A 25592-nucleotide genomic window follows, 5' to 3' on the forward strand; every position below is an offset into this window, starting at 1 on the left:
TTGCCGAGGAATATCCGCAGTTCCCGGCTCTCCGCTCTCCAGAGAGAGGCCATATCCGCCGCGCCACGGGGTGGTCGAGACGCAGGCACCACGTCGGTCCCGGCAGAATGGCCGTCGCGCAACCCGGTGTTGGACCCGCACAGCCCATCCGATGGGAGAGGTTCAGCGCAGTCGGGGCGGGGCGTCCGGGTCGCGGGGCTTGGCGGGGGGCGGAGGGGGTGGGGCGGTGGCCTCGATCCGCACGGCGCCGGGGGGTAGCGGCAGCGGCTGGAAGGTGATGTCGACGCCGCCTTCGAGCGGGGGGAGGAAGGCCACCAGCTCGGACAGGGCCTTGGCGATGGCGCGGCGGCTGGCGTCGGCGCCGGCGGCCTCGGGGGCGGCCCCCATCACGGCGATCAGGTGGCCCTGCCGACCGTCCTGCCATTCCACCGCCACCAGTGCCGCGCCCGCGACCATGCCGGCCATGTCGGAAAGCCGCGTGGCCAGCGGCTCGGCCAGCACCGCGACGGCTTGCGGCGAGGGGGCGGAGAGGCCGCGCGGGATTACCTCGGCGGCCGGGGGCGCCTCGGCCAGCGCGGCGATCAGCCACGACAGCGCGGCGGCGTCCAGCAGCATCTCGGAGGGGCGGCCGGGGTTGACCAGCAGCCCGCGCCCGGCCTGCGCCAGTTCGCGCGCGAGCACCCGCCCGGGCAGCGACAGATGCGCGACCGGCCCGCCCAGGAACCCCGCCAGCGCCGCCGCGTCGTCCGAGGCCAGCGCGACCTCTCCCCCCGGCAGTTCGAACATGCGCAGATCGGCGCGGTCGTCCACCGGGTCCGCCGACAGGGCGACATGCAGTTCGGTGTCGGCCAGCCGCCGCAGCACCGCCGCGCGCTGCACGGGGTCGGCGTCGTGGAACGGCACCGCGGCGCAGAGCCGGTCAAGCTCGGTGCGGTCTGAGTCGGGGGCGGGATCGGGCGGAGTCACAGCACCTCGGCAAGCGTCTTGCGCAGTTCCGGGACCAGCTCGGCCTGAAACCACGGGTTGCGTTTCAGCCAAGCGGTATTGCGCCACGAGGGATGTGGCAAGGGGAACACCCGGGGCGCATGGTCGCGCCAGCCCGCCACCGCCGCGGTCACGTCGCGCAGCCCCAGATGCCAGCGGATCGCGTGGCCGCCGATCAGCAGCGTCACCTGCGGGTCGAGATCGTGCATGATCCGCGCCCGCCAGGTCCGGGCGCAGATCGGCGGCGGCGGCAGGTCGGCACCCTTGGCATCATAGCCGGGAAAGCAGAACCCCATCGGCACGATCGCCACCCGCGAGCGGTCGTAAAACGTCGCCTCGTCCACCCCCATCCATTCGCGCAGCCGTTGCCCCGAGGCGTCGGTGAACGGCCGCCCCGACTGGTGCACCCGCATCCCCGGCGCCTGGCTGGCGACCAGCACCCGCGCGCCGCGGTCGAACCACACCACCGGGCGGGGTTCGTGGGCGGTCGCGGTGGCGGCGAAACGCTGGGCGCAAAGGCGGCAGGCGCGCAACTCGGCCGCGACCGGCAGCTCGGGCAGTCCGGCGGCCGGATCGGCGCCAGGGCGGGCGGGAAATCGCTGGGAATCGTCGCTCATGCCCCCTCACATAGTTACGCCGGGTTCGCCATAACAGATTGCATTCTCTGGATACGTCGCGGCGCAATGGACAGAACCGCGGTCGGCGCCTATGTTCGGCGCCGCAACGCGGGCGATCTGTCGTCCGCACGAACCCTTGCCGATTGCGGGCTTACGCGGGATACCCACTGCGACCATGCTGGAATTCGACAATGTCTCGAAGTCCTTCTGGACCGGCACCCAGCGCAAGGTCATCCTCGACCAAGCGTCCTTCCGGGTCGAGCTTGGGGAATCCCTGGGCATCCTGGCCCCGAACGGCACCGGCAAGACCACCATCATCAACATGATGTGCGGGCTGGAAAAGCCCGACGAGGGCCATATCCGCGCCACCTGCCGGGTGTCCTTTCCGCTGGGCTTCATGGGCGGGGTGATCCCGCGGCTGTCGGGGAACGAGAACTCGCGCTACATCGCGCGCATCTACGGGCTGGACCCGGATTACGTGTCGGCCTTCTGCCGCTGGCTGTGCGACATCGACGAATATTTCGACCAGCCGGTCGGGGTCTACAGCTCGGGGATGCGCTCGCGGCTGACCTTCGCGCTGCTGCTGGCGCTGGAGTTCGACATCTACCTGATCGACGAAGGGATGCCCTCGACCACGGATGTCGAGTTCAACCGCAAGGCCGGCAGCGTGCTTTACGACCGGCTGAAGACCTCGACCGTGGTGGTGGTGTCGCACCAGCCGGCCACCCTGGAACGTTTTTGCCGTCGCGCGGGCGTGTTGCGCGACGGGCGGCTTTACATGTTCGACAGCCTGGATGAGGCGAAGCAGTATTATGATTACACCTCCTAAGGTCCGCCGCTTTCACCTGAGCGCCTCCGAATCCCCCGTCGCCGCCGCGCGCAGCGCCGCATGGGGCGGTGCCACCGCGCCCGAAACCGCGGCCGAAGCCGCCGCGCCGCAGCCCGCGGTCCGGGTCGAGCTGCGCCGGGGCGCCGCCGCAGCCACCGGGCCCTTTGACGCGGCCGACGACGGTTTCGGCGACCGCCGCTTTCCGGGGGCCGAGCCTGCCGTGGCCGCAGATCCCGACGCCCTGCCCGACCCTGCCAATGCCGACCGCGGCCCGGCACAGGCCGAGGCAGAGGGGGTGCCGCTGGACTCGCCCGGCACCGCCGACGCACAGGCCCAGGCGCTGGCCGCGATCCGGGCCGAGAACCTGACCTCGCGCCAGCTGCGCATGGCCATGCGCATCGCCGCCATGCACCAGATCGAGGCCGCGTCCGAATACGAGGCAGTGCTGCGGCTGCGCCAGCGCGGCATCGACCCGTTCCACCGCAGCGCGCTGGGGCGCATCCTGTCCGAGGCGGGCGACAGGGCGGGGGCCGCGCCCTCGCCCCAGGCGCCGGTGCCGGTGCCCGGCCCCGGCCTGCCCGCCCGCACCCGCCGGCGCGAGATCGAGCCCCTGCCCGCCCCCGGCGATGGCCACCCCGGCCTGCCCTCGCGCGAGGCGCTGACCGAGGAACGCCGCGCCGCCGAAATCTATCGCATCCAGCGCGACATCGCCCGGCGGCGGCGCAAGCGGCTGGGGTTCCTGCTGCTGCGGCTGGCGTTCTTTGTCGGGCTGCCGACGCTGATCGCGGGCTGGTATTACCACACCCAGGCAACGCCGCTTTACGCCACCCATTCGCAGTTCCTGATCCAGCAGGCCGACGGCGGGTTTTCCGGCGAGGGCGGCGGGCTGCTGAGCGCCTCGCCCATGGCCACCAACCCCGACAGCGTGTCGGTGCAAAGCTACCTGACCTCGCGCGCGGCGATGCTGCGGCTGGACAACGACCTGGGGTTTACCCGCGCCTTTCAGGACCCGGCGGTGGATGCGCTGCTGCGCCTGCCCCCGGATGCGACGAACGAACAGGCCTACGGGCTTTATGAACGCTCGGTCAAGATCGGCTACGACCCGACCGAGGGCGTCATCAACATGGAGGTGATCGCCCCCGACCCGGCGCTGTCGGAACAGTTCTCGCTGGCGCTGATTTCCTATGCCGAGGGGCAGGTCGACCAGATGAGCGCGCGGCTGCGCGACGACCAGATGAAGGGCGCGATGAAGAATTACGCCGACGCCGAACGCAAGGTGCTGGAATCGCAGGCCCGCATCCAGGAGCTGCAGGAGCAGCTGGGCGTGCTGGACCCGGCGGCGGAAAGCGGCGCGGTGATGGGGCGGATCAGCGCGCTGGAATCGCAGCTGGCCGACAAGCGGCTGGAGCTGGGGCAGCTGCAATCGAACCTGCGCCCGAACCAGAGCCGGGTCTTGGGCGTTCAGGGCGATATCAGCCGCCTGGAACAGATGATCGCCGAGACCCGCGCCCAGCTGACCACCGATTCCACCGCCCGCGGCTCGCTGGCCGCGATCACCGGGCAGCTGCGCATCGCCGAAAGCGACCTGGCGACCCGCCAGCAGCTGCTGGCCAGCGCCGCCCAGCAGATGGAGGCGGCAAGGGTCGAAGCCAACAAGCAGGTGCGCTATCTGTCGCTCTCGATGCCTCCGGTCCCGCCGGACGAGGCCACCTATCCCAAGGCGTTCCAGAACACGCTGGTCGCCTTTCTGATCTTTGGGGGAGTATATCTGATGCTGTCGCTGACCGTTTCGATCCTGCGCGAACAGGTGTCGTCGTGACCGCCGCGCAAGTGGCGCAGGCCCGCGTCGCCGTGGGCAACGTGACCTTTGGCAACGACCTGCCGCTGGTGGTGATCGCGGGACCCTGCCAGCTGGAAACCCTGGACCACGCGCTGTCGATCGCGGAACCGCTGGCGCGCGCCTGCGCCGAGGCCGGCGCAGGGTTCGTGTTCAAGGCCAGCTACGACAAGGCCAACCGCACCTCTCTGTCCGGCCGCCGCGGCATCGGCATCGACGAGGGGCTGGCGATGCTGGCAACGGTGCGCGAGCGCATCGGCTGCCCGGTGCTGACCGATGTGCATGACGAAGCGCAGGCGCTGCGCGCGGCCGAGGTGGTGGACATCATCCAGATCCCCGCCTTCCTGTCGCGGCAGACCGACCTGCTGCTGGCGGCGGGACGTTCCGGCGCTGTGGTGAACATCAAGAAGGGGCAGTTCCTGGCCCCCTGGGACATGGCAAACGTGGCCGACAAGGTGGCCTCGACCGGCAGCGACCGCATCCTGCTGACCGAACGCGGGGTCAGCTTCGGCTACAACACGCTGGTGGCGGACATGCGGTCGCTGCCGATCATGGCGCGGACCGGCTGGCCGGTGATCATGGACGCCACCCATTCGGTGCAGCAGCCGGGCGGACAGGGCGGATCATCGGGCGGGCAGCGCGAGTTCGCGCCGGTGATGGCGCGGGCCGCGGTGTCGCTGGGCATCGCCGGCGTCTTCATCGAGACGCATGAGGCCCCCGACCGCGCGCCCTCGGACGGGCCCAACATGGTGCCGCTGGACCAGATGCCGGCGCTGATCGCCAGCCTGATGCGGTTCGACGCGCTGGCCAAGGCGGACCCGCTGCGGGTGTAGTCTGGCGTGGTGCAAGGGGGGCGTTGCCCCCCGCCGGCCGCGGGCCGCCCCCCCCCCAGGGTATTTTGGCCAGAAAGAAGCAGCGGGCCTAGCTGGCCAGGATCGCCTGCGCGGCGGCGTGGCCCGAGGCCCAGGCCCATTGGAAGTTATAGCCGCCAAGCCAGCCGGTCACGTCCACCACCTCGCCCACGAAATACAGCCCCGGCACGTGGCGCGAGCGAAGGCTGCGCGCATCGAGATCGCGGCAGTCGACGCCGCCGACGGTGACCTCGGCGGTGCGGTAGCCCTCGGTCCCGACGGGGCGGATGCGCCAGTCGTGGACGCGACGGGAAAGCGTCTCCAGCCGCGCGTCGGACTGCGCGGCCAGCGGCGCGCCGGTCATGCCCAGTTCCGCCACGATGGCGGCGGCGAGCCGGTCCGGCAGCAGGCGCGCCAGCAGCGTGGCGGTCTGCGCCCGCCCGCCCTCGGCCCGCGCCTGTTTCAGCAGCGCGGCGATGTCATGGCCGGGGGCGAGGTCCAGCGCCAGCGGCTCCCCCGGCTGCCAGTAGCTGGAAATCTGCAGGATCACCGGGCCCGAGAGGCCGCGGTGGGTGAAGAGCAGCCGGTCCTGAAACGCGATGGCACGGCGGCCGGGCGCCTTGGGCAGCGCGGCCCGCGCCTCGATCCCGATCCCCGACAGCGGCGCGGACAGGCCGAGGTCCTGTTCGGCGAAGGTCAGCGGCACCAGCCCCGGCCTTGTGTCGGTCACGCGGTGGCCGGTGGCGCGGGCGATGTCATAGCCGATGCCGGTCGCGCCCATCTTGGGGATCGACTTGCCCCCGGTCGCCACCACCACATGCGCGGCCAGCAGCGGCCCCGCCGAGGTATCCACCCGCAGCCCCTCTGCGCCCGGCGTCACCCCTGTGACTGCCACCCCCAGTCGCAGCTCTACCCCGCCCATGCGGTCGACCAGCATCTGCACGATCTGGGTGGCCCGCCCGTCGCAGAACAGCTGCCCTTGCGTCTTTTCGTGCCAGGCGATGCCGGCGCGGTCGACCAGGGCCACGAAATCCTCTGGCCGGAACCCGGCCAGCGCCGAGGCGCAGAACCGCGGCATCTGCGACAGGAAGGTTTCGTGCGTAGTGCCGAGATTGGTAAAATTGCACCGACCCCCGCCCGAGATGCGGATCTTTTCCCCCGGCGCGCGCGCATGGTCCAGCACCACCACCCGCAGCCCGCGACCGGCCAGGCTGCCCGCACAGAACAGCCCGGCGCCCCCCGCGCCGAGGATGACCACATCCGCCCGCTCCATGCCCTTGCCCCGTTCCTTGCGCCTGCCGGATGCGCGTTAACCCCACCGCCGCGATCGCACAAGTTTTTGCCCGAACCCTCTTGCACCCCCCCGGCCCCTTGGCTAGATAGCGCCGCACTGCTGGGGCGTAGCCAAGTGGTAAGGCACCGGTTTTTGGTACCGCGCACCGTAGGTTCGAATCCTACCGCCCCAGCCAGTCGTTTTCCTCACATTCACCTCACTCTGACGGACCGCGGATAATCCCGCCTTTTCGGTTGTTTGCGGTGCTCGGACCGTATCTGAGACTGACTTCTCGCTCCTGTTTTCGCGATTCTTGCGCCCGCGTCTCAGTGGGCGTTTTTTGTCGTGCGGTTTCGGGAGCAGTTTCCCTGTTTTGGCTCGTTTACAGGGAATTTACAGGGAATATGTACGCGAGTCCGTGTCCCACACCGGTCAGCCGCTGCCATCCCCCATGTTTTGCGGGGTTTCCTGCCGCCTGGTTGCCCAAATCCCTACTCGCAGGAACAGGGAGTTTGACCGTGCCGAACAGGGAATGAGGAAATCCCGAACAGGGAAGATGGTCTTCAGGAACAGGGAAAGTTGAAGCAGCTCAGGCTGGGTTGATCCCGATGCGCCGACACTGCGCCTGCCAATCGGCCGGCATCTCGGGCCGGGTCAAACGATGCAGGGTGAGGCCTTCGGGCTGGGTGCCATCGAGGATCACCTGTTGGATCGCAGGCGCGAGCAGGGCCAGCTGCAGGTGCACGCGCAGGGTGCCTTCTGCGATTCCGTCGGCCTTGGCGAGACTGGCAATGTCGCGACCGGACCGAATCGCCTGCAACCAGCGGTGTGCCCGGGCTAAAGCGGCGACCAACTTCGCATCCGGCTGGCGGGGACGCTCGCCGATCACCAACCTCGCCTCGACCCCGCGTCGCCGGATCGAGATCGGAGCCGTGACGGTCAGTACGGAGGAGGCAATCTCGGCTGGCGAGACGCCGAGGATGGCGGCGAGGCGGTGCGGGTCGAACTGAAGCGTGGTCGTCTCGCGCCCGATGGTGCCATGCTCGACGAGGTCGAGGAGCTTGCGTTGGCGCCCGATATCGTTGGGCGCATCGGGCGCGACCAGGTCCTCCAGCTTGCTCCTCAGCTGGTCGTGTCGTGACAGGTCGGGTGTGGCCAGAAGGTGGTGGCCATCCAAGGCCCGCGCCAGGTGCCCGCGCAATGCGCCGGCGATCTGCAGCTCCAAGGTAGCCGCAGGCAGCCGCCAGCCTTGCGGATCGGGCGGACCCGAGATCATGCGGTTGGAGACATAGTAGCGATACCGCTGGGACCCCTTTGTAGTGTGTGTCGGGGTAAGCCGGTCGCCGGTCTCGTCTATCAGCTTTCCGGTGAGCGAAGCAGCTTCGGTCTCGGCGTTCGGATCGCCCCGTCCCCTGCCCGCCTTTTGCTGCAGCATTTGCTGCACCCGCTGCCATTGATCGTTATCTATGATCGCAGGGTGGCGACCCTCATGATCGGTCCCGCCATGCCGGGTGCGGCCACGGTAGACTGGATTCGTCAGCAAGTAGTGAAGCTGCCCCCGGCCGAACGGACGGTTGCCGATCTCGCGACCGTCCCGGCCCTTCCGGGACTTGGAACGCAGGTCGCGGCGTTGCACCTCCTCAGTCAGTGCCCTCAGACATCCGGTCTGCTCGTAGAGATCGAAGATCAGCCGGATAGTTGCCGATTCGATCTCGTTGACCACCAGCACCTGCTCACGCGGATCGGGGTGGCGATCATAGCCCAGCGGCAAGGTACCGCCCATCCACAGGCCCCGCTTCTTCGACGCTGCGATCTTGTCGCGGATCCGCTCTCCCGCGACCTCACGTTCGAACTGAGCAAAGCTGAGCAGAACGTTCAGCGTCAGGCGGCCCATCGAGGTCGAGGTGTTGAACGCTTGGGTGACCGAGACGAAGGAGCATCCCTTGGCCTCCAGTCGCTCGACCATGCGGGCGAAGTCAGCGAGCGAGCGGGTCAGGCGGTCGATCTTGTAGACCACGATCATCGACACCTGCCCGGCGTCCACTTCGGCCAGCAGCCGCTGCAGGGCCGGGCGGTCGGTGTTGCCGCCCGAAAAGCCGCCATCGTCATAGCGGTCTTTTACCAGCTTCCAGCCCTCGTGCTTCTGGCTGGCCACATAGGCGGCGCAGGCTTCGTACTGGGCGTCGAGTGTGTTGAAGCCCTGTTCCAGCCCCTCCTCGCTCGACTTGCGGGTGTAGATCGCGCATCGGACGGTTGAGGTCATTGCCGCACCGCCTTGCGGCGCGCTGTTTTGGGCTGCACGGCCGACTTCGTCGGGACCGAGGCCGATGATCTATTCCTGCCCTCTCGCCTAGCTTGTTTCTTGTCGACCTTGCCGTCGTCCTTCAGCCCGAAGAACCGCGGTCCCGACCAGTGGGCACCGGTGATCTCACGGGCGATCACCGACAGCGACCGCCAGGTCCGGCCGTTCCACTGATAGCCGCTCTCGGTGATATCGACGACATGGGTGGTCCCGTTCCACTCGCGCAGGAATCGACCGCCCGCGCCAGGCTCAGCAGCCTTGGCACGTGCGCCGTTCGTGCTCACCTTTGCCAGTCGCGCCTCCAGTCCATCTGGCCAGCCGCCCGCGGCCGTAAGCTGTAGGTCGAAAGCAAGGATCCGGCGCAGCAGGGGCTGGCTGATCGATCGCGGCGGCGGTGCCCCATGCAGCTGGGCCCAGATAGCAACGAGGTCCGCACGGTCAAGAACGAGGACGTCCGGAATGGAAAGGGCGGCGGATGCTGGGGGCGCGGCCGCTGCAAGTCGACCACGATGTGCTGCTGAACGGGTTCTGGATATCGTTGCCATAGACTGCCCCAGATTGCGCTGGCTTCCTTGCCGCCTGCTACTCCCGCAAGCCCGACGCGCGGTCGGGCTCGGCAACACTCACGCTCCACCGGCGCGCGAAGTCCAGCTGGAAGTCTTCCTATGCCGGACCAAGACGCACCGGCAGGCCCAGGATAATCTTTGAACACGAACATTAATTCGTAGCCCGAGCCACCTATCCGCGCTACACAGCATCTATGGTTACGCGAGGCACAACCCACACGTTGTTGAAGCGGCGTCCCGGCCGTCCGCGGGGCACCGCTCCGTTCCGGGCCGCTGACGAAGCGTTGCTCAGGCAAGCGGCCGATGCTCTGGTCTGCCAGGATGCGGCCAACCTCACCGCCTTTCTGCGCGATCACGACGTGACCCTCGACAAGGATCTCGCGCGCCTCAGGGCCAGATGGCGCGAGATCGGGAATTCCCTGCTTGCAAAGGCGGCAGGTTCTGCCACTGCCCGGGTTCGGCAATGCGTCAACCTCGTGATCGCCGATGTCGACCGGATCACAAAACAGGCGGAGGTCCGGCACTCCTGGGATAACATTCTAAACGAGCTTCGTGCGGACCTGGTGGCGGGGGCAACCTACCGTCTGTCCGATTCGCTTGCCCGCCTCACGCAAGACTGCGTCGAACACAGGGGGCCGTCGGCGGGCGCGAGGGGCGATCAGACACGGGGATCGCGGTCGGAGGGACCGGTCCGAGTGACGGGGCAATCGACGGGAGACCTGCTGTTTTTGTGCGCGCGGCTCCTCGACCAGCGCGCCGTCGAGGCTTGGAACTGTGAAGGAGGGCTGGTCGATGACCACGAAACTGCCCCAAATTGACCAGATTGCGCCAGCGGACCTGAGGCCCTGGGCCAAGAATGCCCGCAAGCACTCGAAGAAGCAGCTGCGCCAGATCGCCGACAGCATCCGCGAGTTCGGCTTTACCAACCCGGTGCTGATCGACGAGGCCCACACCATCCTCGCCGGCCACGGCCGCGTCGAGGCGGCGAAGCTGATCGGGATGAACACTGTGCCTTGCGTGCGGATCGAGCACATGACCGAGGCGCAAAAGCGCGCCTATGTCCTCGCCGACAACAAGCTTGCCCTCAACGCCACTTGGGACGAGGGACTGCTGGCCGAAGAGCTGGCGGCGCTGGCCAGCATCGACGCCGGCTTCGATCTGGGCATCACCGGCTTTGACATCGCCGAGGTCGACAGCCTGCTTTCGATCGACAAGCCAGAGGATGACCGAGACCCGCGGGACGATGTCATTCCCGCCAATGCGCCTGCCCGAGGGCAGCTTGGGGATATCTGGCAGCTCGGCTCCCACCGGCTGATCTGCGGGGACAGCCTCGACCGCGCCACGGTCGACCGGTTGATGGCGGGCGAGACTGCCCGGATGGTCTTCACCGACCCGCCGTATAACGTCCCGGTCGACGGACACGTCGGCGGTTCGGGTAACCTGAAGCACCGCGAGTTCGCGATGGCGTCCGGTGAGATGTCGGTGGGCGAGTTCACCGCATTCCTCCGCAGTGCGTTCGAGAACTTATCAGCCCATGCGCTCAATGGCTCGATCCACTTCGTTTGCATGGACTGGCGCCACATCGCCGAGGTGATGGCGGCGGCCGAGGGCATCTACAGCGAACTCAAGAACCTGATCGCTTGGGTCAAGGACAGGGGCGGCATGGGGACTTTCTACCGTTCCCGCCACGAGTTGATCTTTGCCTGGAAGCTGGGGACAGCGCCCCACACCAACAGCTTCGAGCTTGGCCAGCATGGACGCTACCGGACGAATGTCTGGGAATACCGCGGTGCCAGCTTCGAAGAACTGAAGCTACATCCGACCGTCAAGCCGGTGCAGATGATCGCCGACGCGATCCGAGATGTATCCGCGCGCGGCGAGATCGTCCTCGATCTGTTCGGCGGATCTGGCTCGACACTGATCGCCGCCGAAAAGACCGGTCGCCGAGCCCGGCTCTGCGAGATCGACCCGCTCTACTGCGATATCATCCTCGCCCGCTACGAGGTTTGGGCAAAGGACGAGGCGGTGCTGGTCGAGCGCCCAAGCAAAGCCGGGATGGCGGTACAAGCCACCGATGTGGCGCCCATTAACGACGATCCGCCTGGCGCCGAAACGCCGCCCCTGGACGAAGTCGCGATCCGAAGGATGCTGGGATGACCGGATCACCCTCTCAGTCAGACGGAAACGCCTACGCGGTCGGCTATGGGCGGCCCCCGAAGTGGGGCCAGTTCCGCAAGGGAAAGTCCGGCAACCCCGCCGGGCGCCCCAAGGGGGCGAAGAACAAGCTGAAGATCACCGGCGGCAAGATCGACGACGTCCTGAAACGGGAGCTCGCGCGCACCGTCGAGATCCGAGGGGTGGATGGGCCCGAAACCTTGTCGATCCTTGAAGCCGCTGCCCGCTCTCTGAGCGTACAGGCGATGAAGGGCAATGTTCGGGCACAGGAGCAGCTGATCAAACTGCAGCGTGAGATCGACGCGAGGGATGCAGCGGAACTAGACGCTCGTGATCGCGCGCTGAGGGCACTTAAAGAACATCAGCTCGCACGTCGCCGGCGCAACATTGAACGCGGGATCGACGAAGACCTGGTTCCGGATCCGGATCACATCGTCATGGACCGCGCCACCGCGCGAATGGTCATCCGCGGCCCCGCAGATCTTCAGCAGAAGGTCGAGTGGGAACGGATGTGGGGAGCATTCGGGTGTTTCAGGTGGGAGCTGGAGCAGGCGCGGAAGAAGCTTGCCCGGCTTCGTCTACGGCACACGGACGAGCGCGCCTACCTGATTAACGCCATCCGAGAACACGAATACTTCGTGATGTTCTACGCTATGAAGCTGATGTCCGTGTTCTCGATCGAGGCCTGGCAGGTGACCGATGACGGCTTCGAGCAACAGGAGCTGGAACAGCGCCTTCAGGAAGGTCGGTGGCCGGAGCCACCCGCGGACATCAGGCGGAGGCTGAGCGGGAAGCAACTGCAAGCGCTGCGTCGCGGAGAAAACTACCACGATGCCATCGCCACACAGGAGCGCTGGCGCAAGTCGGGTATGCCGCCGTTACGGCGCCCGGGCAAACCGGCCGCGCAGGAGGCCTTCGAACGGCAGCAAACTCGGCTGAGTGGCGCCGGGGTGGAGGTGTCTTCGGCGCATCAAGCCACCAGGCCTTCGGACCACGGCGAGGCTGTGTCGGCGATCGAACCATCATGGATCGACCATTTCTCGCTGCTGCGTGGTTTGCCGCCGGACGACCGGGCCTGTCTCGAGGCTGCGAGCACAATCGTCACCACCCCGGCCGGAGAACGCGTGTTTGCGCCTGGCGATGCGGTCCATCGGATTTTTTTCATCCTGTCCGGCCAGATCCGGGTTCAGCGTCCGCCGGAGGATGGCAGAACGATCCAGGCCTTCCTCCTTGGGTCCGGCGCGCCCAGCGTCCTTGCCGTAGGCAGCACCCTCGAGGTGGAAGAATACAATGCCGACGGGATCGCCGAATCCGACGTTACCTCCGTCGCTATCTCCACCGAAACCTTCGTCGACATGTTCCACAGATCGCCCTCGTTCAGAATGTTCGTGTATGAGCGGTAAGCAGCGCAAGGTACCCCAGAGCGTTACAAACGATTTTTGCCTGTTGGCGGCTTGAATAGGACATGCTGCTGCCAGCCTGCATCCTGACGAGCTTTGGGAGTTTCGGCGGTGCACCCGTCTTTGGCCGATCTGTACCGCTGCGGAATTTGGTGCAGAATGCCTTCAGGGCGTCAAAAAATGTGGCATTTTAAGCACACTCGTGAAGTAGCAATATTCCGCCTGCAGAGAGGCCGGCCTGCTGGTTACCAGTTCGGCCGCGGCCGCATCTTTCGGAGAAAGGAGGTATTTCTGATACTTGCTCCCCAATGCCGGGACCTCTGTCTGGCGGCGCTCTAGGGAAATCCACTTGAAGCAGTCTTCAGGGGGCCACACCAGCCTTGTGAAGGCCAGTTTGACCATGCGAGGAAGGATCCGGCTTTGAAAACTGAAGTAGCTGTCATGACGAGAGGTTTCGCCCGCATGGCTCCAGCTGCCAAGGAGCGAATAGTGAGAAATGTTCTCGCACCGATACATGTAGCCCCAAACCGCGCCCACAGTGTCGAGTGCGAACTCATGATGCATCGATTCCTGGCTGTTGCACTGCCTGTAGCAATGGCACTGCTTCCGGCCAGTCCCGGTCTGGCTGATCCCACGACCGGCTCTGTCATCAACCGCTACGGGTTGCCGGGTGCGATCGATACGCCCTCGGCCGAGATGATGCCGGATGGCGTCTTGGGCGCATCGCTGAGCTATTCCGATCTGGGCAACGCCGTGGGGCTCAGCTTTCAGGTCCTGCCCCGGGTCACCGCCATTCTGCGCTACGGCAAGTTCGATACCGACGGAGGTCTGGGATATATTCGCGACCGCTCGTTCGACTTCCGGCTGCAGCTGATGGAAGAGGATCCGACTGGCTGGCGCCCCGCCGTTGCGCTGGGACTTCAGGATGCCATTGGAACCGGATTCTACGCGGCGGAATATATCGTCGCAACCAAGATCATTACCCCCCGCCTGCGTGTCTCGGGAGGTCTGGGCTGGGGCCGCATGGCCAACGACGGCGGCATCGGATCGCCATTCGGCGACCGGGACGGACGTGAAGCGGGAGACCAGGGCGGGACGTTGCATCCCGACCAGTGGTTCCGAGGGGAAACGGCGCCATTCGTCAACATCCAGTGGCTGGCAACCGACAAGCTGACGCTGTTGGCGGAATATTCGGGCGATGACTATGCCTGCGAAACCGGAAATGCAGAGAAATGCCCCCGCCCTTCCTGGCGCAGCGACAATAAGGAGCTGTCCAGCAACATCAACCTGGGCTTCAGCTATCAGGCCGGTCCGAATTACCAGATCGGGGCTCATCTGTTGGGCGGCAAGCAGGTCGGCGTTCAAGCCAGCATGTCGCTGAACCCGCGGCGGGGTCCCTACCCTTCCGGATTCGAAAAGGGCCCGGCGCCAGTCCGTCCCCGCCCGGCGGTTTCCGCCGACCCCGACGGCTGGGCCGGCACCTGGGCCGCCGATCCGACGGCGCAACCGGCGATCCAGAAGGCGCTTGGCGATGCACTTGCCAAGGAAGGCCAGAGGCTGGAATCCATGGCGTTGACCGCGAACCGGGCAGAGGTCCGCATCCGCAACCACCGCTACATGCAGCAGGCAGAAGCAATCGGCCGCACCGTGCGGCTGATGACCCGCGCCATGCCCCCCTCGGTCGAGACACTGGTCGTGACTTCGGTCGAGGAAGGAATGCCGACGTCTTCGTTGACCTTCCGACGTTCCGATGTCGAGCGGCTGGAGAATACCGAGGTCAGCCATATCGCCAATGTCGCGGTGCTGAGCGACGCCGATCCGCGGGCCGCCGGGCTGGTGCAAAGCCCCGGTGTCACGCCACGCTTCCGGTGGACGCTGGGGCCATATCTGTCCACCGGGCTTTGGGACCCCGAGGAGCCCATCCGCTACGAGGTCGGGGCCGAGCTCAGCGCCAGCTATGAGCTGCTGCCCGGCCTGACATTGAATGGCACCGTCAGGCAGAGAGCCTTCGGCAATGCAGAGCAGGAGGCGCCCGGCGGTCTGTCCGTGGCAGATTATCTGGAGTTGTCCGACGACGAGATCGCGGCAGGCAACAACGGGGTCTATCGCGTCCGTTCGGACGGCCGGATGTATTCGGGCAACGACAAGCCGCGCATTCCCCAGCTCACCATCAACTGGAACGCCAAGCCGACCGAAACCCTCTATAGCCGCGTCACGGTCGGGCTTCTGGAAAACATGTATGGCGGGATTTCGACCGAGATCCTGTGGAAGCCGGTGAACTCGCGCCTGGCACTGGGGGCCGAGATCAACCGGGTCCGCAAGCGCGACTACGAAAACGCCTTCGAGTTCCTCGACTATGAGGTCACCACCGGCCATGTTTCCGCCTATTACGAGTTCGGAGGAGGTTTCGTCGGCCAGCTCGACATCGGCCGTTATCTCGCCGGGGACGATGGCGCCACGGTCACCCTGACCCGCGAATTCGCCAATGGCTGGAAAGTCGGAGCATGGGCCACCAAGACCGACTTGAGTTCCGAGGAATACGGCGAGGGATCCTTCGACAAGGGAATCTCGGTCCGCATCCCGATGGCCTGGGCCCTGGGCACGCCCTCCAAGCGCACGGTCGGAGGCACCGTCCAGTCGCTCAACCGCGATGGCGGCCGCAAGCTCCGGGTCGACGGGCGGCTGTATGATGTCGTCCGCGACAGCCACTCCACCAATCTCTACAGTGGCTGGGGAAGGTTCTGGCGCTGAGCGGTCAATTCGACCAGCGGCGGCCTGAGCCGTCGAGGCCCGGCGGCGCCAGCGCTAATGTTCAGCGAATCACCGCGCTGGCGGAGCCCCAAGCTGACCAGAGCGCCGGCTCACGGGCGGCCGGGTGCAGGAAGTTTCGAGTGCGTCAAAAAAGAGAGGACCAGTCTGAAGACGGGCCCTTTCCAATTTTTCAGGACGTGAAATCAGGTGTCCGAGGCGTCGTCGTCGTCATCCGAGGCAACGGCTGCGATAACACCCAGCAGCAGCAGGGCCGGAATCACCAGACCAGCATTGGTCGAGGCCGGACGGGTGTCGACGATCACCGGCTCAACTTCGACAACCGGGGCGACATAGCCGCCGGCCAGTGCGGACGAAGCCGAAAAGCCGAGGGCAAGGGCAAAGGTATTGAACTTGGTCATGAGCATGCTCCGATTTTCAGCCCTTCGATCAGCTAGCATATTCTTTCAAAAGGCTTGGTTGGACTTATGGCATGTTTCCCTACGCCTGTCAGGTGAATCAGTTCCACGGCGGGCGCCTGCGCAACCCCACCTGTTACATTTCTGCACCTGCCACCCGCTCGCGTCCAGGTTTTACGGCGCGGCTGGACACGCCGCAGGGACCGAGCAACGGACACGGGCTTGGGTCAGGGAGCACCCAGGATCCAGCTTTGGTAAGGGATGTAACATGACTGGAAATGCCCCGAGCTCATGGTCCAGACCACGAAGAACACCAGAAGGCCAAGATACGGTGCCGCCGCGAGAATGGGGCGGGAGGGCAGCGACTGCATCCAGGGAATGCGGGCGAAGATCAGGGCCTGCAACGGGATGAAGTAATAGCCGAGGCGATCCGCGATGATGGTCGATACCGGCAGCAGGGCGGCGATCAGCATCATGCCGACCGCGCCCAGGGTGACGAACTGGTAGTCCTCGGGGAACTCTCGCCTCCACGCTTTCCGCAGGAACAGGAAGAAGAACATGCTGCTCAACGACAGAAGCGCGATCCTCAGCGGGCCGCCGAAAGCATCCCTTCCGGTGTCGATGTATCGTTGGGTTGCTACTTGCCCCGCCTCTCCTGCCATCAGCAAGACGACCCCGGGCAGCGCGAGCAGCGCAGCACCCAGGATGCGAACGCCGGTGATCTTGCGCGAGACCAGAGGGGCGAGCAGAAGGAATATCGCGGCGCTGCTGTGGAAGCTGGCCGCCAGAACCACCCAGAGCAGGAAGCCAAGCAGCCGCCCGTTCATGAAGCGCGTCATCGCAACACAGATCAACCCGATGGCCGCGCCTTGCCGGATGCCGGACATCGGCATGTTGATCAGCAGAACGGGAAACAGGAGGACCAGGAAACCCAGAGGATCCGGCTGTCGGCGCGCCAGGACATGAATGCCCGCAAAGCAGACCAGCGACGACAGGACGTTGATCCAAGGATAGGGCAGACCGATCATATACTGCAGCCGCAGCAGCGACCACCAGACCGGCTCTACATTCTGCAGGGCCTGGTCCCGGGTCATGCTGCGAGCGAGTTCGTACTGGTTCAGATAGCCGCCCCAGTCGCAGCCGACCTCGAATCTGAACCCCGAAAACAGGAACAGAATCGCAAGGACTATCGGATACAGCTGCCGGTTCAGCCGTGGCTGCCCCAGAACGGCGTAGCGCAGCAGGAACAGGCCGAAAGCCATCGCAACATAGGTCATGGGCGGACGGCCGAATGCAGCAGGTCGGCGACCCGCGGCCCCCACACCTGCAGCGAATAACGCTCTTCAACGCGGCGGCGACCGGCACGGCCCATCCGGCGCCGCAGCTCGGGATCGCGGAGCAGACGCGCGATCCCCTGACGCCACTCGTCGGGCGTACTGGCGAGAAAGCCAGTCACCCCGTCCTCGACTATCTCGCTGTTGACCCCGACCGGAGAGGCCACCACCGGCACGCCGCAGGCCATGTACTGAATGATCTTGTAGCCGCATTTGCCCTGTGCCCACGGCGAGTCGTCTAGCGGCATCAAGCCGATGTCCATGCCTTGGATCATCTTGCTCTCTTCTGCCTCTGTCCAAGGCATGAACTCGAGCTCTGGCTTGGGTGCTGCATCCGCTCCCACTACCCGCAGCTTCGCTCGGTTCTCGCGTGCCAGATGCGAAAGCATCGGCATCATCGGCTCCAGATATTCCCGCCATGTACTGGGGCTGCCAATCCAGCCAATACGAGCCATCCCGTCGTCCGCGGGCAGGGGGGTGGTATCATACGCATGGATATCAACCACGGTCGGGACGATTTCGACCCGAGATGATCCCGCTGCCTTCGCCCTCGCTGCAAGATAGGGATTGCCTGCCAGTATCAGCGCCGAGCTGGCCATGACGTGGTCAATCTTGTGCCCGAGAAGGCGACGGATGATAGGTTTCCGGTGCAGGTCATAACGATGGAACACTGCGTCATCGTAGTCGCTGACCACGGGAACATCCCTTGGCAGCAGCCATTGCTCTACTCCCGCTGGAAGCCACGGCAATGCTTCCTTTTCCAGCCAGATGAGATCCGGCGGCGGGGACAGGCGCAGCTGCCGGAAGCGTTTCAGGTAGTAGCTGGCAGCACTGACTCCCAGTCTTTCTCCCCGGTAGAGGCGCTCCAGATAGGCATCGTCGAAGAAGGCGGCCGTTGTCACCTCGATACCCGCAGCGTCGAGCCAAGGGAGATACTGCATCGTCCGCAGGCGGCTCGAAGCGCCAAGACGGTCATACCGCGACAGGATGAGGAGCTTCATGCCCATCTGTCCCGCCAGGCCTGCAACATCAGCATGGTCCACAGGCGAGGCGTCCAGTCGCAACGGCCCGACTGATGTTCAGCCCAGGCTTTCCTGATTGGGTCGGGGTCAAGAATACCATCCTGCTCCAGCCGGGCGAGGGTGAGCAGATCCTCGGCCCAAGGACGCAGAGGCCCGCGCAGCCATTCCCCTACAGGGATGCCGAATCCTGCCTTGGGTCGTTCTATCAGTTCGCGCGGGACACGACGATAAAGAATCTGGCGCAGCGCCCATTTCCCTTGATTATCGCGAATTTTCATGTGCGCTGGCAAGCGCATTGAAAGCGCGATCACCGCAGGGTCAAGGAATGGTACCCGCGTTTCAAGGCTGACCCCCATTGCCGCGCGATCGACCTTGCACAGGATATCATCGGGAAGATAGCTTCGCATATCCTGCGCCATCATTCGCGCAACCGGATCACCGTCAAGGCAAGCGGGCAAGGAATCGTCAAGAAGAGACCGCGGCTCTTTTTGGAACCCGCGCACCAGCGCAGCGCCATCCCACTCTGAAACGAGGCTGCGATAAAGATCGTCGAGGTTATTAACTTCCTGCAGGCGTCTGGCGAGCCGATGGGCCTTGTCGCCCGGCCGCGAGATACGCGGCCCGCCCATGCGGCCAAGCACGCTCCCAATCCCGTCCCAAGCCGCAATCGGAGTCGCGCGCATGCCCGCCCCCACCCCGCGGCGCAGCGCCTGGGGCATCCAACTCAAGCGCTGCCAGATTCGTGGTCCCCAGAAATAACGCTTGTAGCCCCCGAACAACTCGTCCCCGGCGTCGCCCGACAGCGCTACAGTGACATTCGCGCGCGCCGCACGGCAAAGAAGAAAGGTGGGTATCTGAGAAGAATCCCCAAATGGTTCATCATATAGGTCAGGTAAATGGGGAATGACCTCCCGGGCGTCCTGCTCTGTAACGGTCATCTCGCTGTGATCCGTGCCGAGATGGCGAGCCACGGCGGCGGCATGAGGAGCTTCGTTAAAGGCCGGATCCTCGAACCCAATGGTGAAGGTCTTGACCGGTCCCGGCGATTGCTCCTGCATCAGCGCCGTGATGAGAGAGCTGTCGATTCCTCCGGACAGGAACGCCCCCAGCGGAACATCCGCCACCATCTGTCGTCTAATCGCGGTTTTGAGGGTATGTTCCAGAGCATCAATCGCCTCTTCCTCATCAGTAAGAAGCGTGCAGAACCCCGTTTCCATCACATCATTCAGCGACCAGTAGCGCCGGATCGACAAGCTGCCGTGTTGCTCCCCCGGGCGCAGGGGTTCCGACGGGATTGCAGCAGGAGCATGGCCAGAAATTTCCAGAATCGTACCGGGTTCAAGCTTGAAGATCCCGGGATGAATGCTGCGAGGTGCCGGGACATAGGTAAATCGCAGATACTGGGCGAGCGCCGCTCGACAGATCCCGCCGGGAAAGCCTGGATGGGCACGCAACGCCTTCAGCTCGGAGCCGAAAACAATGCTCCTGCCAGCCCAGCCCCAATAAAGCGGCTTTTCTCCCATCCGATCACGCGCGAGCGAAAGCCGCCGTTCACGGCGATCCCAGAGAGCCAGCGCGAACATTCCACTTGCACGGCGCAGAGTTTCGTCAAGGCCCCAGTGCGCGATCCCCGCGAGAAGCGTTTCCGTATCGGAATGCCCCCGCCATGTCAGCACCGCGCCAGCTGCCTCGAGTTCCCGGCGCAGGTCGAGGTGATTGTAGATTTCGCCGTTGATGACGATGATCCAGCGCCCGCAGGCCGAGGTCATGGGCTGGGCGCCCGCCGCAGAAAGCTCGAGGATGGCCAGGCGGCGGTGGCCCAAGGCGACCCCTTCGCCAATCCAGACGCCCTCTGCATCCGGGCCGCGATGGGAAAGCGGGCCGGTCATCGCCGCGATCCGGCCCCGGATATCGCCAAATGCGCTTCCCTCGGCGTCGAGAAAGCCCGTCAGCCCGCACATTCTTGGTAATCCTTTGCAACATCGGGGGGCCTACCACCCAAGATATCCGCGTAGAGCCGCTGATAGCTGTCAGTTCCGGCCGACAGCGAAAACACCGCCTCGGCCGCGCTGCGGCAGCGTGCAGCAAGACCGGGATCGGTCAGCAGAGCCTCGAGATCAACCCAGGCCGATTCCATGTCCTGCGGGGCGGCGCTGCGAACCAATATCCCCACGCGGTGTTCGCGGATGATGCGGGCGACATCACCCACGCCCTCATTGGCAACGACGGGCAGGCCACAGCCCAGGGTTTCACCCATGCGGGTGGGTGAGCTTCCGAGTTTACCGAGGCCGTCGGTAAAGAACATCACCGATGCAAACTGGCCTTGCAGAACTGCGGGCACTTCGTCAGGTCGCGCCGGCGCGATGACCAGCCGCTCGGCCAGTACCGGTCCAAGGACCTCACGTAATCGCCCGGGGTCGTCCCGCGTGGTCAGCTCGATCTCCAAGGTGGGATCGCGGCGAAGCCCGGCTTCAAGAAACGCCCGCAGCCAGTCGACCCGGAACCAACCGCTGAGCATGGTGCCGAGACAACCGATCACCCGGCGCGCAGGGGGCGAGGCCGCGGGAACGAAGCGATCCAGATCGGCGCAGGTCGGGATGACGACCAGCCGCTGATCCTTCAGCTCTTCTGGATAGATCCGCCGCAAATGCTCTGCCGCTGCATGGGTCAGCGACACCACCCCGGCCGCCCGGCGAAGACAGATCCGCTCGGCCGCAACGATACGGCGGTGCAGGACCGATCCGCGCCGCAGCCTGCCGGCTGTGATCAGCTCTTCCGGCCAAAGCGCCCGCATGTCGAAGATGAAGGGCGCTCCGGTCATACGGGATACAGCCATGGCCACCGCTGCAGGAATGTAGGACCGTGCATGGATCAGCTGTATGTTCTGTGCCTGCACCTCGCGGCGCACCAGCCAGATCATCCGCGACATCGAGAGGGCAGGGGCAATCACCTTCGGATGTGGTCGAAAGCGTTGGGGTAGCCAGCGGATGCCCAATGCCTCACATTCCGCCCGCGCAGCCGCCATCCGGGCACTGTCGGCGCGATCCTCGTCCTTTTCATAGGTGATCAGCGTGATCGCGTAGTCTTGGGACAAGCCGCGGAGATAGGCCATGACTTGGCTCTGTCCAAGCGGTTCGAGCAGGCCATTTCGGGTAAGGTAGAGGGCAGGTGGCAGAAGTCGATCCTCGCACATGAGTTCAACTTTTCATCCCAAATTCTGCGAGTATCAGCTCCGCAATTTTTCGAAAATCGCGCTCCTGTGCGTATTTTACTCTTGCCATCCTGATTTCATCCGATTTGGATTCTGCCAAAGCATTCTCCAAGCTCGCGATCATTTCAGCGGCACCAACAAAAGTATAAAGAAGTGATCGGTATTCCGATATTCCAGGAACGTCGGTAGCAACGATAGGTTTGCCCTGCGCTAAATAGTTCAAGGTCTTAAATGGTTCGTTGTCTACACTGGGGTTGTAGGGCATGATGCATGCATCAAAGTGGGCAATGTATCCCGGCAATTCCTGGTAAGATTTTTGCCCCAAGAAGTGAGTATTCGGAAGGGCCCTTAGAATTTCTACTCTTTCGGACGCCCCTATCGAAAGAGCATTTCTCTTTACGGGGCCAATAAATACAAAATCCCAATTAGGGCGCGCAAGAGCGACTTCTCGAACAACATCAAAGTCAACATACCTGTCATGGATAGTGCCCGTATAGCCTATAACATGTTCGCCCTGCGGCAGGTCGTCAGGTCTTGCATCTTTGTTTATCGCGCACACAGCGGAAAAATCTACTCCGTGGGGCACTAACGTTATATCATCCCTGCCGAAGGCATCAATGAGCCGGCGGCGATGCCTTTCGCTTGTCGTCAATATTCCGTCTACAAAATGCACCAAACTCTTCTCTGGCCACCACGGATCGTTTTTCTTGGGTGGAATGACATCAATCGCATAGTACAGTGTTTTTTTTAATTTCTTCATCCTGCGGATTAGCGGCTCGCTCCTGTAGTCGAACGTCAAAACATATACATCCGTCCCTATAAGCATGTTGTCCAATTTTTCCATCTGGCGCCTCATGACAAGACGCGATAGCGACCGATACCAGCCGAAACCACGGTAATGTCCGGGAAGGCTAGACATCGTCACAACATTTACCTGTTTTTCCTGTCGGATACGAGGGCCGAAGAGAAAATCCTGAAGCTTGCCTCCTCGTCCCCTGAGCAAAGCACCACGAAACGGCTCAACAAAATATACGTCACCGTAGTTTGTCAACAAATTGGCAATCCAGTGCTTGCTGACCCACATATCTGTCCATCCTTGGATGGAAATTATCACAAAGGATGCTTTACTGGTCATAGCCGCCTACCCTTCCTGCGAATAAAATTAAGTGCAGGCCCCAGTCCCAGGCTGTCAAGGACTGCGCGCACTCGTTCATTGATAGATGAAGCTGGCCTCAAAATTGCTAAAAATAACTTATTAACGACGCCTCCGTTGTACCCAGATATCTGCTTGTCCCAGGAATGAAGGATCCTAATAATGTTTGCGGCAAGGGAAGTGTCCATAGGGATATTATGATTCTTCACCTGCTCTATGTACTCGCTTAATATTTGCAGCGCAGAGCTGCGCTGCCCGATAAAGTACTTTACCTGATGCTCTCTAGAGTTATATAGTTGCTGCGAAATTGACGATGGCACTTGTCGATATTTTACTAACCCTTCAGGCACATACACGATTTCGCCCACAAGCAACGCCCTGTGCGATAAAACCTTATCTTCGAAAACTCTTTCGTCGATGTCCGGTCCGTCTATTATTAGATTCCGCGTGTATGCAGCTGTTGCCCCAATAATTGGCGTCCGCAGATTGTTTTTGACAAAGGACTTCAGTGTGGGCTTTTTTCCCTGAATGCCGCCGTTCAGATATTTTGTAGTTTTGCCGCTTTCGTCCATTGCCAGGGCATCACTATGCACAACACCTGCAACACCTCCACTGGCAATCCAGTGGGAGATTAATTTTGTCGCTCGGGATGGCAAGGAAACGTCATCGCCCGCTGCAACTATGATTAGCGAACCGGATGCCATACGAGCAGCCAAGAGAATGTGGTGGATTAATCCAAGATTACTAGCATTTTGTTGTACCACCACCTGATGCGGACCTTCGTAAGCCGCCGCCATCTCCTGCATGATTTCGAATGTCCGGTCCGATGAACAGTCGTCTGACAGGACGATCTCCAGCGGCTCGTAGGTTTGAGAAAATGCACCCTCAACCGCCTCGCGGATGTATTTTTCCTGATTATAGGCGAACAGCGCGAAGGTAACGAGCGGTCGCTCGTCCGGGCCTTCCGGCAGGTCAGGGTTGCCATAAATTTTCACTTGCGCCTGATCAGCCATCCCTGGACCCTTTCCCCATAACCGGCAATGCGGCCCAGTCGTCCGCCCGCCCCCGCTTGTGTAGACAGTCTCACCAGTGCCCATAGCCCCGCAGCCAGCGCAAGACCAACTCCAAGGCCAGCACCCAGCCACTGGCTCGCCCGCGCGGCAATGTCCACGACCAGCGCCGCGACGATCACCGCCAGCGCTTGCGCCTTGACCGCGCGGCTCCAGTGAAAACCGATACTCCTGCCACCGAGCCGGCGCACCAGCGGCAGATAGACAACATACAGCGCCAGAAATGCCACGCCCGTTGCAGTAACGCCGATCAACTTCGGCTCGATGACCGTACCGAGCGGCCGTTCTATCGCGTTAATGTTAATCATGGTTTACTTCTGATGGGCCAGCCAATCGCGGTAAAGAATGCCGAAAGCCGTGCGGCGAGGGGGCCCTGTGGGCCGATCTTGATCAAAACGACACGCAACCCGACAATCCCACCGACCAGCGCGAGCAGGACCCCGGTCAGTGCGGCCGTAACCGGAGCATAATAGGCCAAGGAGAGCATCGCCACAGATGCCGTCAAGTGGAAGCCAAGCAACGTAGCTGACAGCCGTGCAAACCGGAAGCTGCTTAGATGGTGGGCGATGGTCCATGCAAGCAAGAAGAGAACCAGATAAGCTAACGCAAATCCAACTCCCGCAACCTCCAAGCCGACTAAAGGCAAGCCGATCCAGATTGTGCCCAAGAACACTATATTCCAGCTAAGCTGTGTGAACAGATAGATGCGGGAGCGTGCGGCGGCTACCAAGGCAAAACCGAGTGGCCAGCTTGAAAGCTTCAAAACGTTGCCGAACGACTGCCATTGCAGCATCCCGGCGGCTGGAATGAAATCAGGAGAATACAGCAGACCCAAGAACCAGGGGGCAAGCCCGGTCAGCGCCAACAGGATGGGCCCACCCAAGGCAAGACCGATTTGCATTTGGTCGTTCATCAACTGATTAGCCTTGGCCGGATCATTGATTACCTCGACCAGGCGCGGGTAGTAATCTGCACCCATCGCACCAAGCAAGAAACCGATGTAGGTCATGGCGATCGCCCAGGACGCGGCAAACAAGCCTGCGGCCTCCAGCCCCAGTTCGCGGCTAATCAGACCGCGCACCACCAAGAGCGTCGCTGAGGACGCCAGAGCGGCTAGCATGAAGACAACACCAAGCGCCGCCATCGGCTTCCACACGGACCAGACAGCGCCGATAGTCCATGACTGGACCTCTGGAGAGGGAAGGCGGCGGGTGAACCACAGAGCTACGAGCACCGAGGTCGTCGGCTGGGCGATCAAGAACCATATCAGCCCATCGTCGCCCTGGAGCCAGACCGTCAACAGCCCAGCAACTGTTCCAGCCAGCGCAGAAAGGATCGTGACCCGGCCCAGATCCCCTATCCGACGCAGCCCCTGCAACAGAGCTGTTTGCGAGGCAGAGACGAGCCCAAGCAGAACCGCGACCCCGACAAGACCGATTTCAGTGGCATATTCGGCACTGCCGGTCAGCCAGCGCGAGATCGGAACGCGCAAAAACCATATCGCCACCATGGCCAGCGTACCCTGAACCAGATTGGCTGCGAGCAACACGAGGCGAACACGAGAGAGGACCGTGGGATCATGCTTTGCGGCAGCAATCTCGCGCACGCCACTGTTGCCAAGGCCAAGGCCAGCCAGCGTGCCGACAGTGCTTTGTAGGTTGCTGTAGTTTGCGAGCAGGCCTAAGCCGACTGGGCCAACCATTACCGCCAGCAGCTTCATTCGCAGCAGTGAGATCAGGATATTTACGGCCTGCGCACTGCCGATCAGCAGCATCGATCGAACCATGCCGCGAGAGGACGC

At 63.5% G+C, this 25592-nt stretch carries 22 protein-coding genes and 1 tRNA gene; 8 read left to right on the forward strand and 15 right to left on the reverse strand.

Annotated features, from left to right (window positions below; all coding sequences use genetic code 11):
• Nucleotides 1-162: 162 nt before the first annotated feature.
• Both RSP45_RS06805 and RSP45_RS06810 read right to left on the reverse strand, forming a co-directional pair.
• Entirely contained in the window at nt 163-966 is an 804-nt protein-coding gene (locus RSP45_RS06805; RefSeq protein WP_415393741.1) for an SseB family protein, read from the reverse strand.
• Nucleotides 963-1601 (reverse strand): uracil-DNA glycosylase family protein, encoded by a 639-nt coding sequence (locus tag RSP45_RS06810; protein WP_415393742.1) that lies wholly within the window; start codon nt 1599-1601, stop codon nt 963-965. The genes RSP45_RS06805 and RSP45_RS06810 overlap by 4 nt, the downstream gene beginning before the upstream one ends.
• 175 nt (nt 1602-1776) lie before the next feature.
• Here RSP45_RS06810 and RSP45_RS06815 point away from each other — a divergent pair, with 175 nt between their 5' ends.
• From RSP45_RS06815 to kdsA, 3 genes are read left to right on the forward strand one after another with little or no spacing between them, the layout of a single operon-like run.
• The gene (locus RSP45_RS06815; protein ID WP_073060658.1) at nt 1777-2430 is read left to right on the forward strand and encodes an ABC transporter ATP-binding protein; all 654 of its coding nucleotides are present in this window, start codon (nt 1777-1779) and stop codon (nt 2428-2430) included.
• A complete protein-coding gene (locus tag RSP45_RS06820; RefSeq protein WP_415393743.1) occupies nt 2414-4249 on the forward strand; it encodes a capsule biosynthesis protein in 1836 nt (611 codons plus the stop codon). Before RSP45_RS06815 ends, RSP45_RS06820 begins: the two co-directional genes overlap by 17 nt.
• Nucleotides 4246-5100 (forward strand): 3-deoxy-8-phosphooctulonate synthase, encoded by an 855-nt coding sequence (kdsA, locus tag RSP45_RS06825; protein WP_415393744.1) that lies wholly within the window; start codon nt 4246-4248, stop codon nt 5098-5100. The genes RSP45_RS06820 and kdsA overlap by 4 nt, the downstream gene beginning before the upstream one ends.
• A gap of 88 nt (nt 5101-5188) precedes the next feature.
• On the opposite strand, the gene RSP45_RS06830 is transcribed toward kdsA, so the two are convergent.
• Nucleotides 5189-6391, reverse strand: coding sequence for an NAD(P)/FAD-dependent oxidoreductase (locus RSP45_RS06830; RefSeq protein ID WP_415393745.1), 1203 nt, complete (start codon nt 6389-6391; stop codon nt 5189-5191).
• Nucleotides 6392-6512: 121 nt separating this feature from the next.
• Here RSP45_RS06830 and RSP45_RS06835 point away from each other — a divergent pair.
• Nucleotides 6513-6587: transfer RNA gene (locus RSP45_RS06835), tRNA-Gln, on the forward strand.
• Nucleotides 6588-6980: 393 nt separating this feature from the next.
• Here the strand turns inward: RSP45_RS06835 and RSP45_RS06840 are convergent.
• Entirely contained in the window at nt 6981-8654 is a 1674-nt protein-coding gene (locus RSP45_RS06840) for a recombinase family protein (protein ID WP_415393746.1), read from the reverse strand.
• Nucleotides 8651-9238: a DUF2924 domain-containing protein gene (locus tag RSP45_RS06845; protein ID WP_415393747.1), complete on the reverse strand. Its 588-nt coding sequence runs from the start codon at nt 9236-9238 to the stop codon at nt 8651-8653. Before RSP45_RS06845 ends, RSP45_RS06840 begins: the two co-directional genes overlap by 4 nt.
• Nucleotides 9239-9543: 305 nt before the next feature.
• Here RSP45_RS06845 and RSP45_RS06850 point away from each other — a divergent pair, with 305 nt between their 5' ends.
• From RSP45_RS06850 to RSP45_RS06860, 3 genes are read left to right on the forward strand one after another with little or no spacing between them, the layout of a single operon-like run.
• Nucleotides 9544-10077, forward strand: a complete 534-nt coding sequence (locus RSP45_RS06850; RefSeq protein WP_415393748.1) for a hypothetical protein — start codon at nt 9544-9546, stop codon at nt 10075-10077.
• Complete coding sequence (locus RSP45_RS06855) at nt 10052-11416, forward strand: site-specific DNA-methyltransferase (RefSeq protein ID WP_415393749.1); 1365 nt, start codon at nt 10052-10054, stop codon at nt 11414-11416. The genes RSP45_RS06850 and RSP45_RS06855 overlap by 26 nt, the downstream gene beginning before the upstream one ends.
• Complete coding sequence (locus RSP45_RS06860) at nt 11413-12837, forward strand: DUF5681 domain-containing protein (protein WP_415393750.1); 1425 nt, start codon at nt 11413-11415, stop codon at nt 12835-12837. Before RSP45_RS06855 ends, RSP45_RS06860 begins: the two co-directional genes overlap by 4 nt.
• A gap of 162 nt (nt 12838-12999) precedes the next feature.
• On the opposite strand, the gene RSP45_RS06865 is transcribed toward RSP45_RS06860, so the two are convergent.
• Nucleotides 13000-13398, reverse strand: a complete 399-nt coding sequence (locus RSP45_RS06865) for a hypothetical protein (protein ID WP_415393751.1) — start codon at nt 13396-13398, stop codon at nt 13000-13002.
• A 30-nt stretch (nt 13399-13428) separates the two neighbouring features.
• On the opposite strand from RSP45_RS06865, the gene RSP45_RS06870 reads away from it, so the two are divergent.
• On the forward strand, nt 13429-15585 hold the full coding sequence (locus RSP45_RS06870; protein WP_415393752.1) for a YjbH domain-containing protein: 2157 nt from the start codon (nt 13429-13431) through the stop codon (nt 15583-15585).
• 203 nt (nt 15586-15788) lie between these two features.
• On the opposite strand, the gene RSP45_RS06875 is transcribed toward RSP45_RS06870, so the two are convergent.
• The 9 genes from RSP45_RS06875 to RSP45_RS06915 all read right to left on the reverse strand — a co-directional run bounded on the left by RSP45_RS06875 (nt 15789) and on the right by RSP45_RS06915 (nt 25565).
• Entirely contained in the window at nt 15789-16004 is a 216-nt protein-coding gene (locus RSP45_RS06875) for a hypothetical protein (RefSeq protein ID WP_415393753.1), read from the reverse strand.
• A 224-nt stretch (nt 16005-16228) separates the two neighbouring features.
• A complete protein-coding gene (locus tag RSP45_RS06880) occupies nt 16229-17278 on the reverse strand; it encodes an EpsG family protein (RefSeq protein ID WP_415393754.1) in 1050 nt (349 codons plus the stop codon).
• The gene (locus RSP45_RS06885) at nt 17275-18336 is read right to left on the reverse strand and encodes a glycosyltransferase family 4 protein (RefSeq protein WP_415393755.1); all 1062 of its coding nucleotides are present in this window, start codon (nt 18334-18336) and stop codon (nt 17275-17277) included. Before RSP45_RS06885 ends, RSP45_RS06880 begins: the two co-directional genes overlap by 4 nt.
• Nucleotides 18333-20318: an asparagine synthase (glutamine-hydrolyzing) gene (gene asnB, locus RSP45_RS06890; RefSeq protein ID WP_415393756.1), complete on the reverse strand. Its 1986-nt coding sequence runs from the start codon at nt 20316-20318 to the stop codon at nt 18333-18335. Before asnB ends, RSP45_RS06885 begins: the two co-directional genes overlap by 4 nt.
• Nucleotides 20306-21469: a glycosyltransferase gene (locus RSP45_RS06895; RefSeq protein ID WP_415393757.1), complete on the reverse strand. Its 1164-nt coding sequence runs from the start codon at nt 21467-21469 to the stop codon at nt 20306-20308. The genes asnB and RSP45_RS06895 overlap by 13 nt, the downstream gene beginning before the upstream one ends.
• An 85-nt stretch (nt 21470-21554) precedes the next feature.
• A complete protein-coding gene (locus RSP45_RS06900; protein ID WP_415393758.1) occupies nt 21555-22703 on the reverse strand; it encodes a glycosyltransferase in 1149 nt (382 codons plus the stop codon).
• The gene (locus tag RSP45_RS06905; RefSeq protein WP_415393759.1) at nt 22700-23734 is read right to left on the reverse strand and encodes a glycosyltransferase; all 1035 of its coding nucleotides are present in this window, start codon (nt 23732-23734) and stop codon (nt 22700-22702) included. Before RSP45_RS06905 ends, RSP45_RS06900 begins: the two co-directional genes overlap by 4 nt.
• Nucleotides 23713-24099: a hypothetical protein gene (locus tag RSP45_RS06910; RefSeq protein WP_415393760.1), complete on the reverse strand. Its 387-nt coding sequence runs from the start codon at nt 24097-24099 to the stop codon at nt 23713-23715. Before RSP45_RS06910 ends, RSP45_RS06905 begins: the two co-directional genes overlap by 22 nt.
• Nucleotides 24096-25565, reverse strand: coding sequence for an O-antigen translocase (locus RSP45_RS06915; protein ID WP_415393761.1), 1470 nt, complete (start codon nt 25563-25565; stop codon nt 24096-24098). The genes RSP45_RS06910 and RSP45_RS06915 overlap by 4 nt, the downstream gene beginning before the upstream one ends.
• Nucleotides 25566-25592: the final 27 nt, after the last annotated feature.

The sequence above is a fragment of the Paracoccus sp. SJTW-4 genome (genome assembly GCF_047716885.1).
GTDB classification, from domain to species: domain Bacteria; phylum Pseudomonadota; class Alphaproteobacteria; order Rhodobacterales; family Rhodobacteraceae; genus Paracoccus; species Paracoccus solventivorans.

What these genes read in the sequence shown, in the direction of transcription:
- RSP45_RS06895 (WP_415393757.1), bottom strand. Translation starts at nt 21,469, where the DNA reads ATGGCCTATCTCCGCGGCTTGTCCCAAGACTACGCGATCACGCTGATC.
- RSP45_RS06900 (WP_415393758.1), bottom strand. Translation starts at nt 22,703, where the DNA reads ATGACCAGTAAAGCATCCTTTGTGATAATTTCCATCCAAGGATGGACA.
- RSP45_RS06870 (WP_415393752.1), top strand. Translation starts at nt 13,429, where the DNA reads ATGGCACTGCTTCCGGCCAGTCCCGGTCTGGCTGATCCCACGACCGGC.
- RSP45_RS06840 (WP_415393746.1), bottom strand. Translation starts at nt 8,654, where the DNA reads ATGACCTCAACCGTCCGATGCGCGATCTACACCCGCAAGTCGAGCGAG.
- RSP45_RS06910 (WP_415393760.1), bottom strand. Translation starts at nt 24,099, where the DNA reads ATGATTAACATTAACGCGATAGAACGGCCGCTCGGTACGGTCATCGAG.
- RSP45_RS06810 (WP_415393742.1), bottom strand. Translation starts at nt 1,601, where the DNA reads ATGAGCGACGATTCCCAGCGATTTCCCGCCCGCCCTGGCGCCGATCCG.
- RSP45_RS06855 (WP_415393749.1), top strand. Translation starts at nt 10,052, where the DNA reads ATGACCACGAAACTGCCCCAAATTGACCAGATTGCGCCAGCGGACCTG.
- RSP45_RS06885 (WP_415393755.1), bottom strand. Translation starts at nt 18,336, where the DNA reads ATGAAGCTCCTCATCCTGTCGCGGTATGACCGTCTTGGCGCTTCGAGC.
- RSP45_RS06875 (WP_415393753.1), bottom strand. Translation starts at nt 16,004, where the DNA reads ATGACCAAGTTCAATACCTTTGCCCTTGCCCTCGGCTTTTCGGCTTCG.
- RSP45_RS06865 (WP_415393751.1), bottom strand. Translation starts at nt 13,398, where the DNA reads ATGCATCATGAGTTCGCACTCGACACTGTGGGCGCGGTTTGGGGCTAC.
- RSP45_RS06880 (WP_415393754.1), bottom strand. Translation starts at nt 17,278, where the DNA reads ATGACCTATGTTGCGATGGCTTTCGGCCTGTTCCTGCTGCGCTACGCC.
- RSP45_RS06915 (WP_415393761.1), bottom strand. Translation starts at nt 25,565, where the DNA reads ATGCTGCTGATCGGCAGTGCGCAGGCCGTAAATATCCTGATCTCACTG.
- RSP45_RS06820 (WP_415393743.1), top strand. Translation starts at nt 2,414, where the DNA reads ATGATTACACCTCCTAAGGTCCGCCGCTTTCACCTGAGCGCCTCCGAA.
- RSP45_RS06815 (WP_073060658.1), top strand. Translation starts at nt 1,777, where the DNA reads ATGCTGGAATTCGACAATGTCTCGAAGTCCTTCTGGACCGGCACCCAG.
- RSP45_RS06860 (WP_415393750.1), top strand. Translation starts at nt 11,413, where the DNA reads ATGACCGGATCACCCTCTCAGTCAGACGGAAACGCCTACGCGGTCGGC.
- RSP45_RS06830 (WP_415393745.1), bottom strand. Translation starts at nt 6,391, where the DNA reads ATGGAGCGGGCGGATGTGGTCATCCTCGGCGCGGGGGGCGCCGGGCTG.
- RSP45_RS06905 (WP_415393759.1), bottom strand. Translation starts at nt 23,734, where the DNA reads ATGGCTGATCAGGCGCAAGTGAAAATTTATGGCAACCCTGACCTGCCG.
- asnB (WP_415393756.1), bottom strand. Translation starts at nt 20,318, where the DNA reads ATGTGCGGGCTGACGGGCTTTCTCGACGCCGAGGGAAGCGCATTTGGC.
- RSP45_RS06845 (WP_415393747.1), bottom strand. Translation starts at nt 9,238, where the DNA reads ATGGCAACGATATCCAGAACCCGTTCAGCAGCACATCGTGGTCGACTT.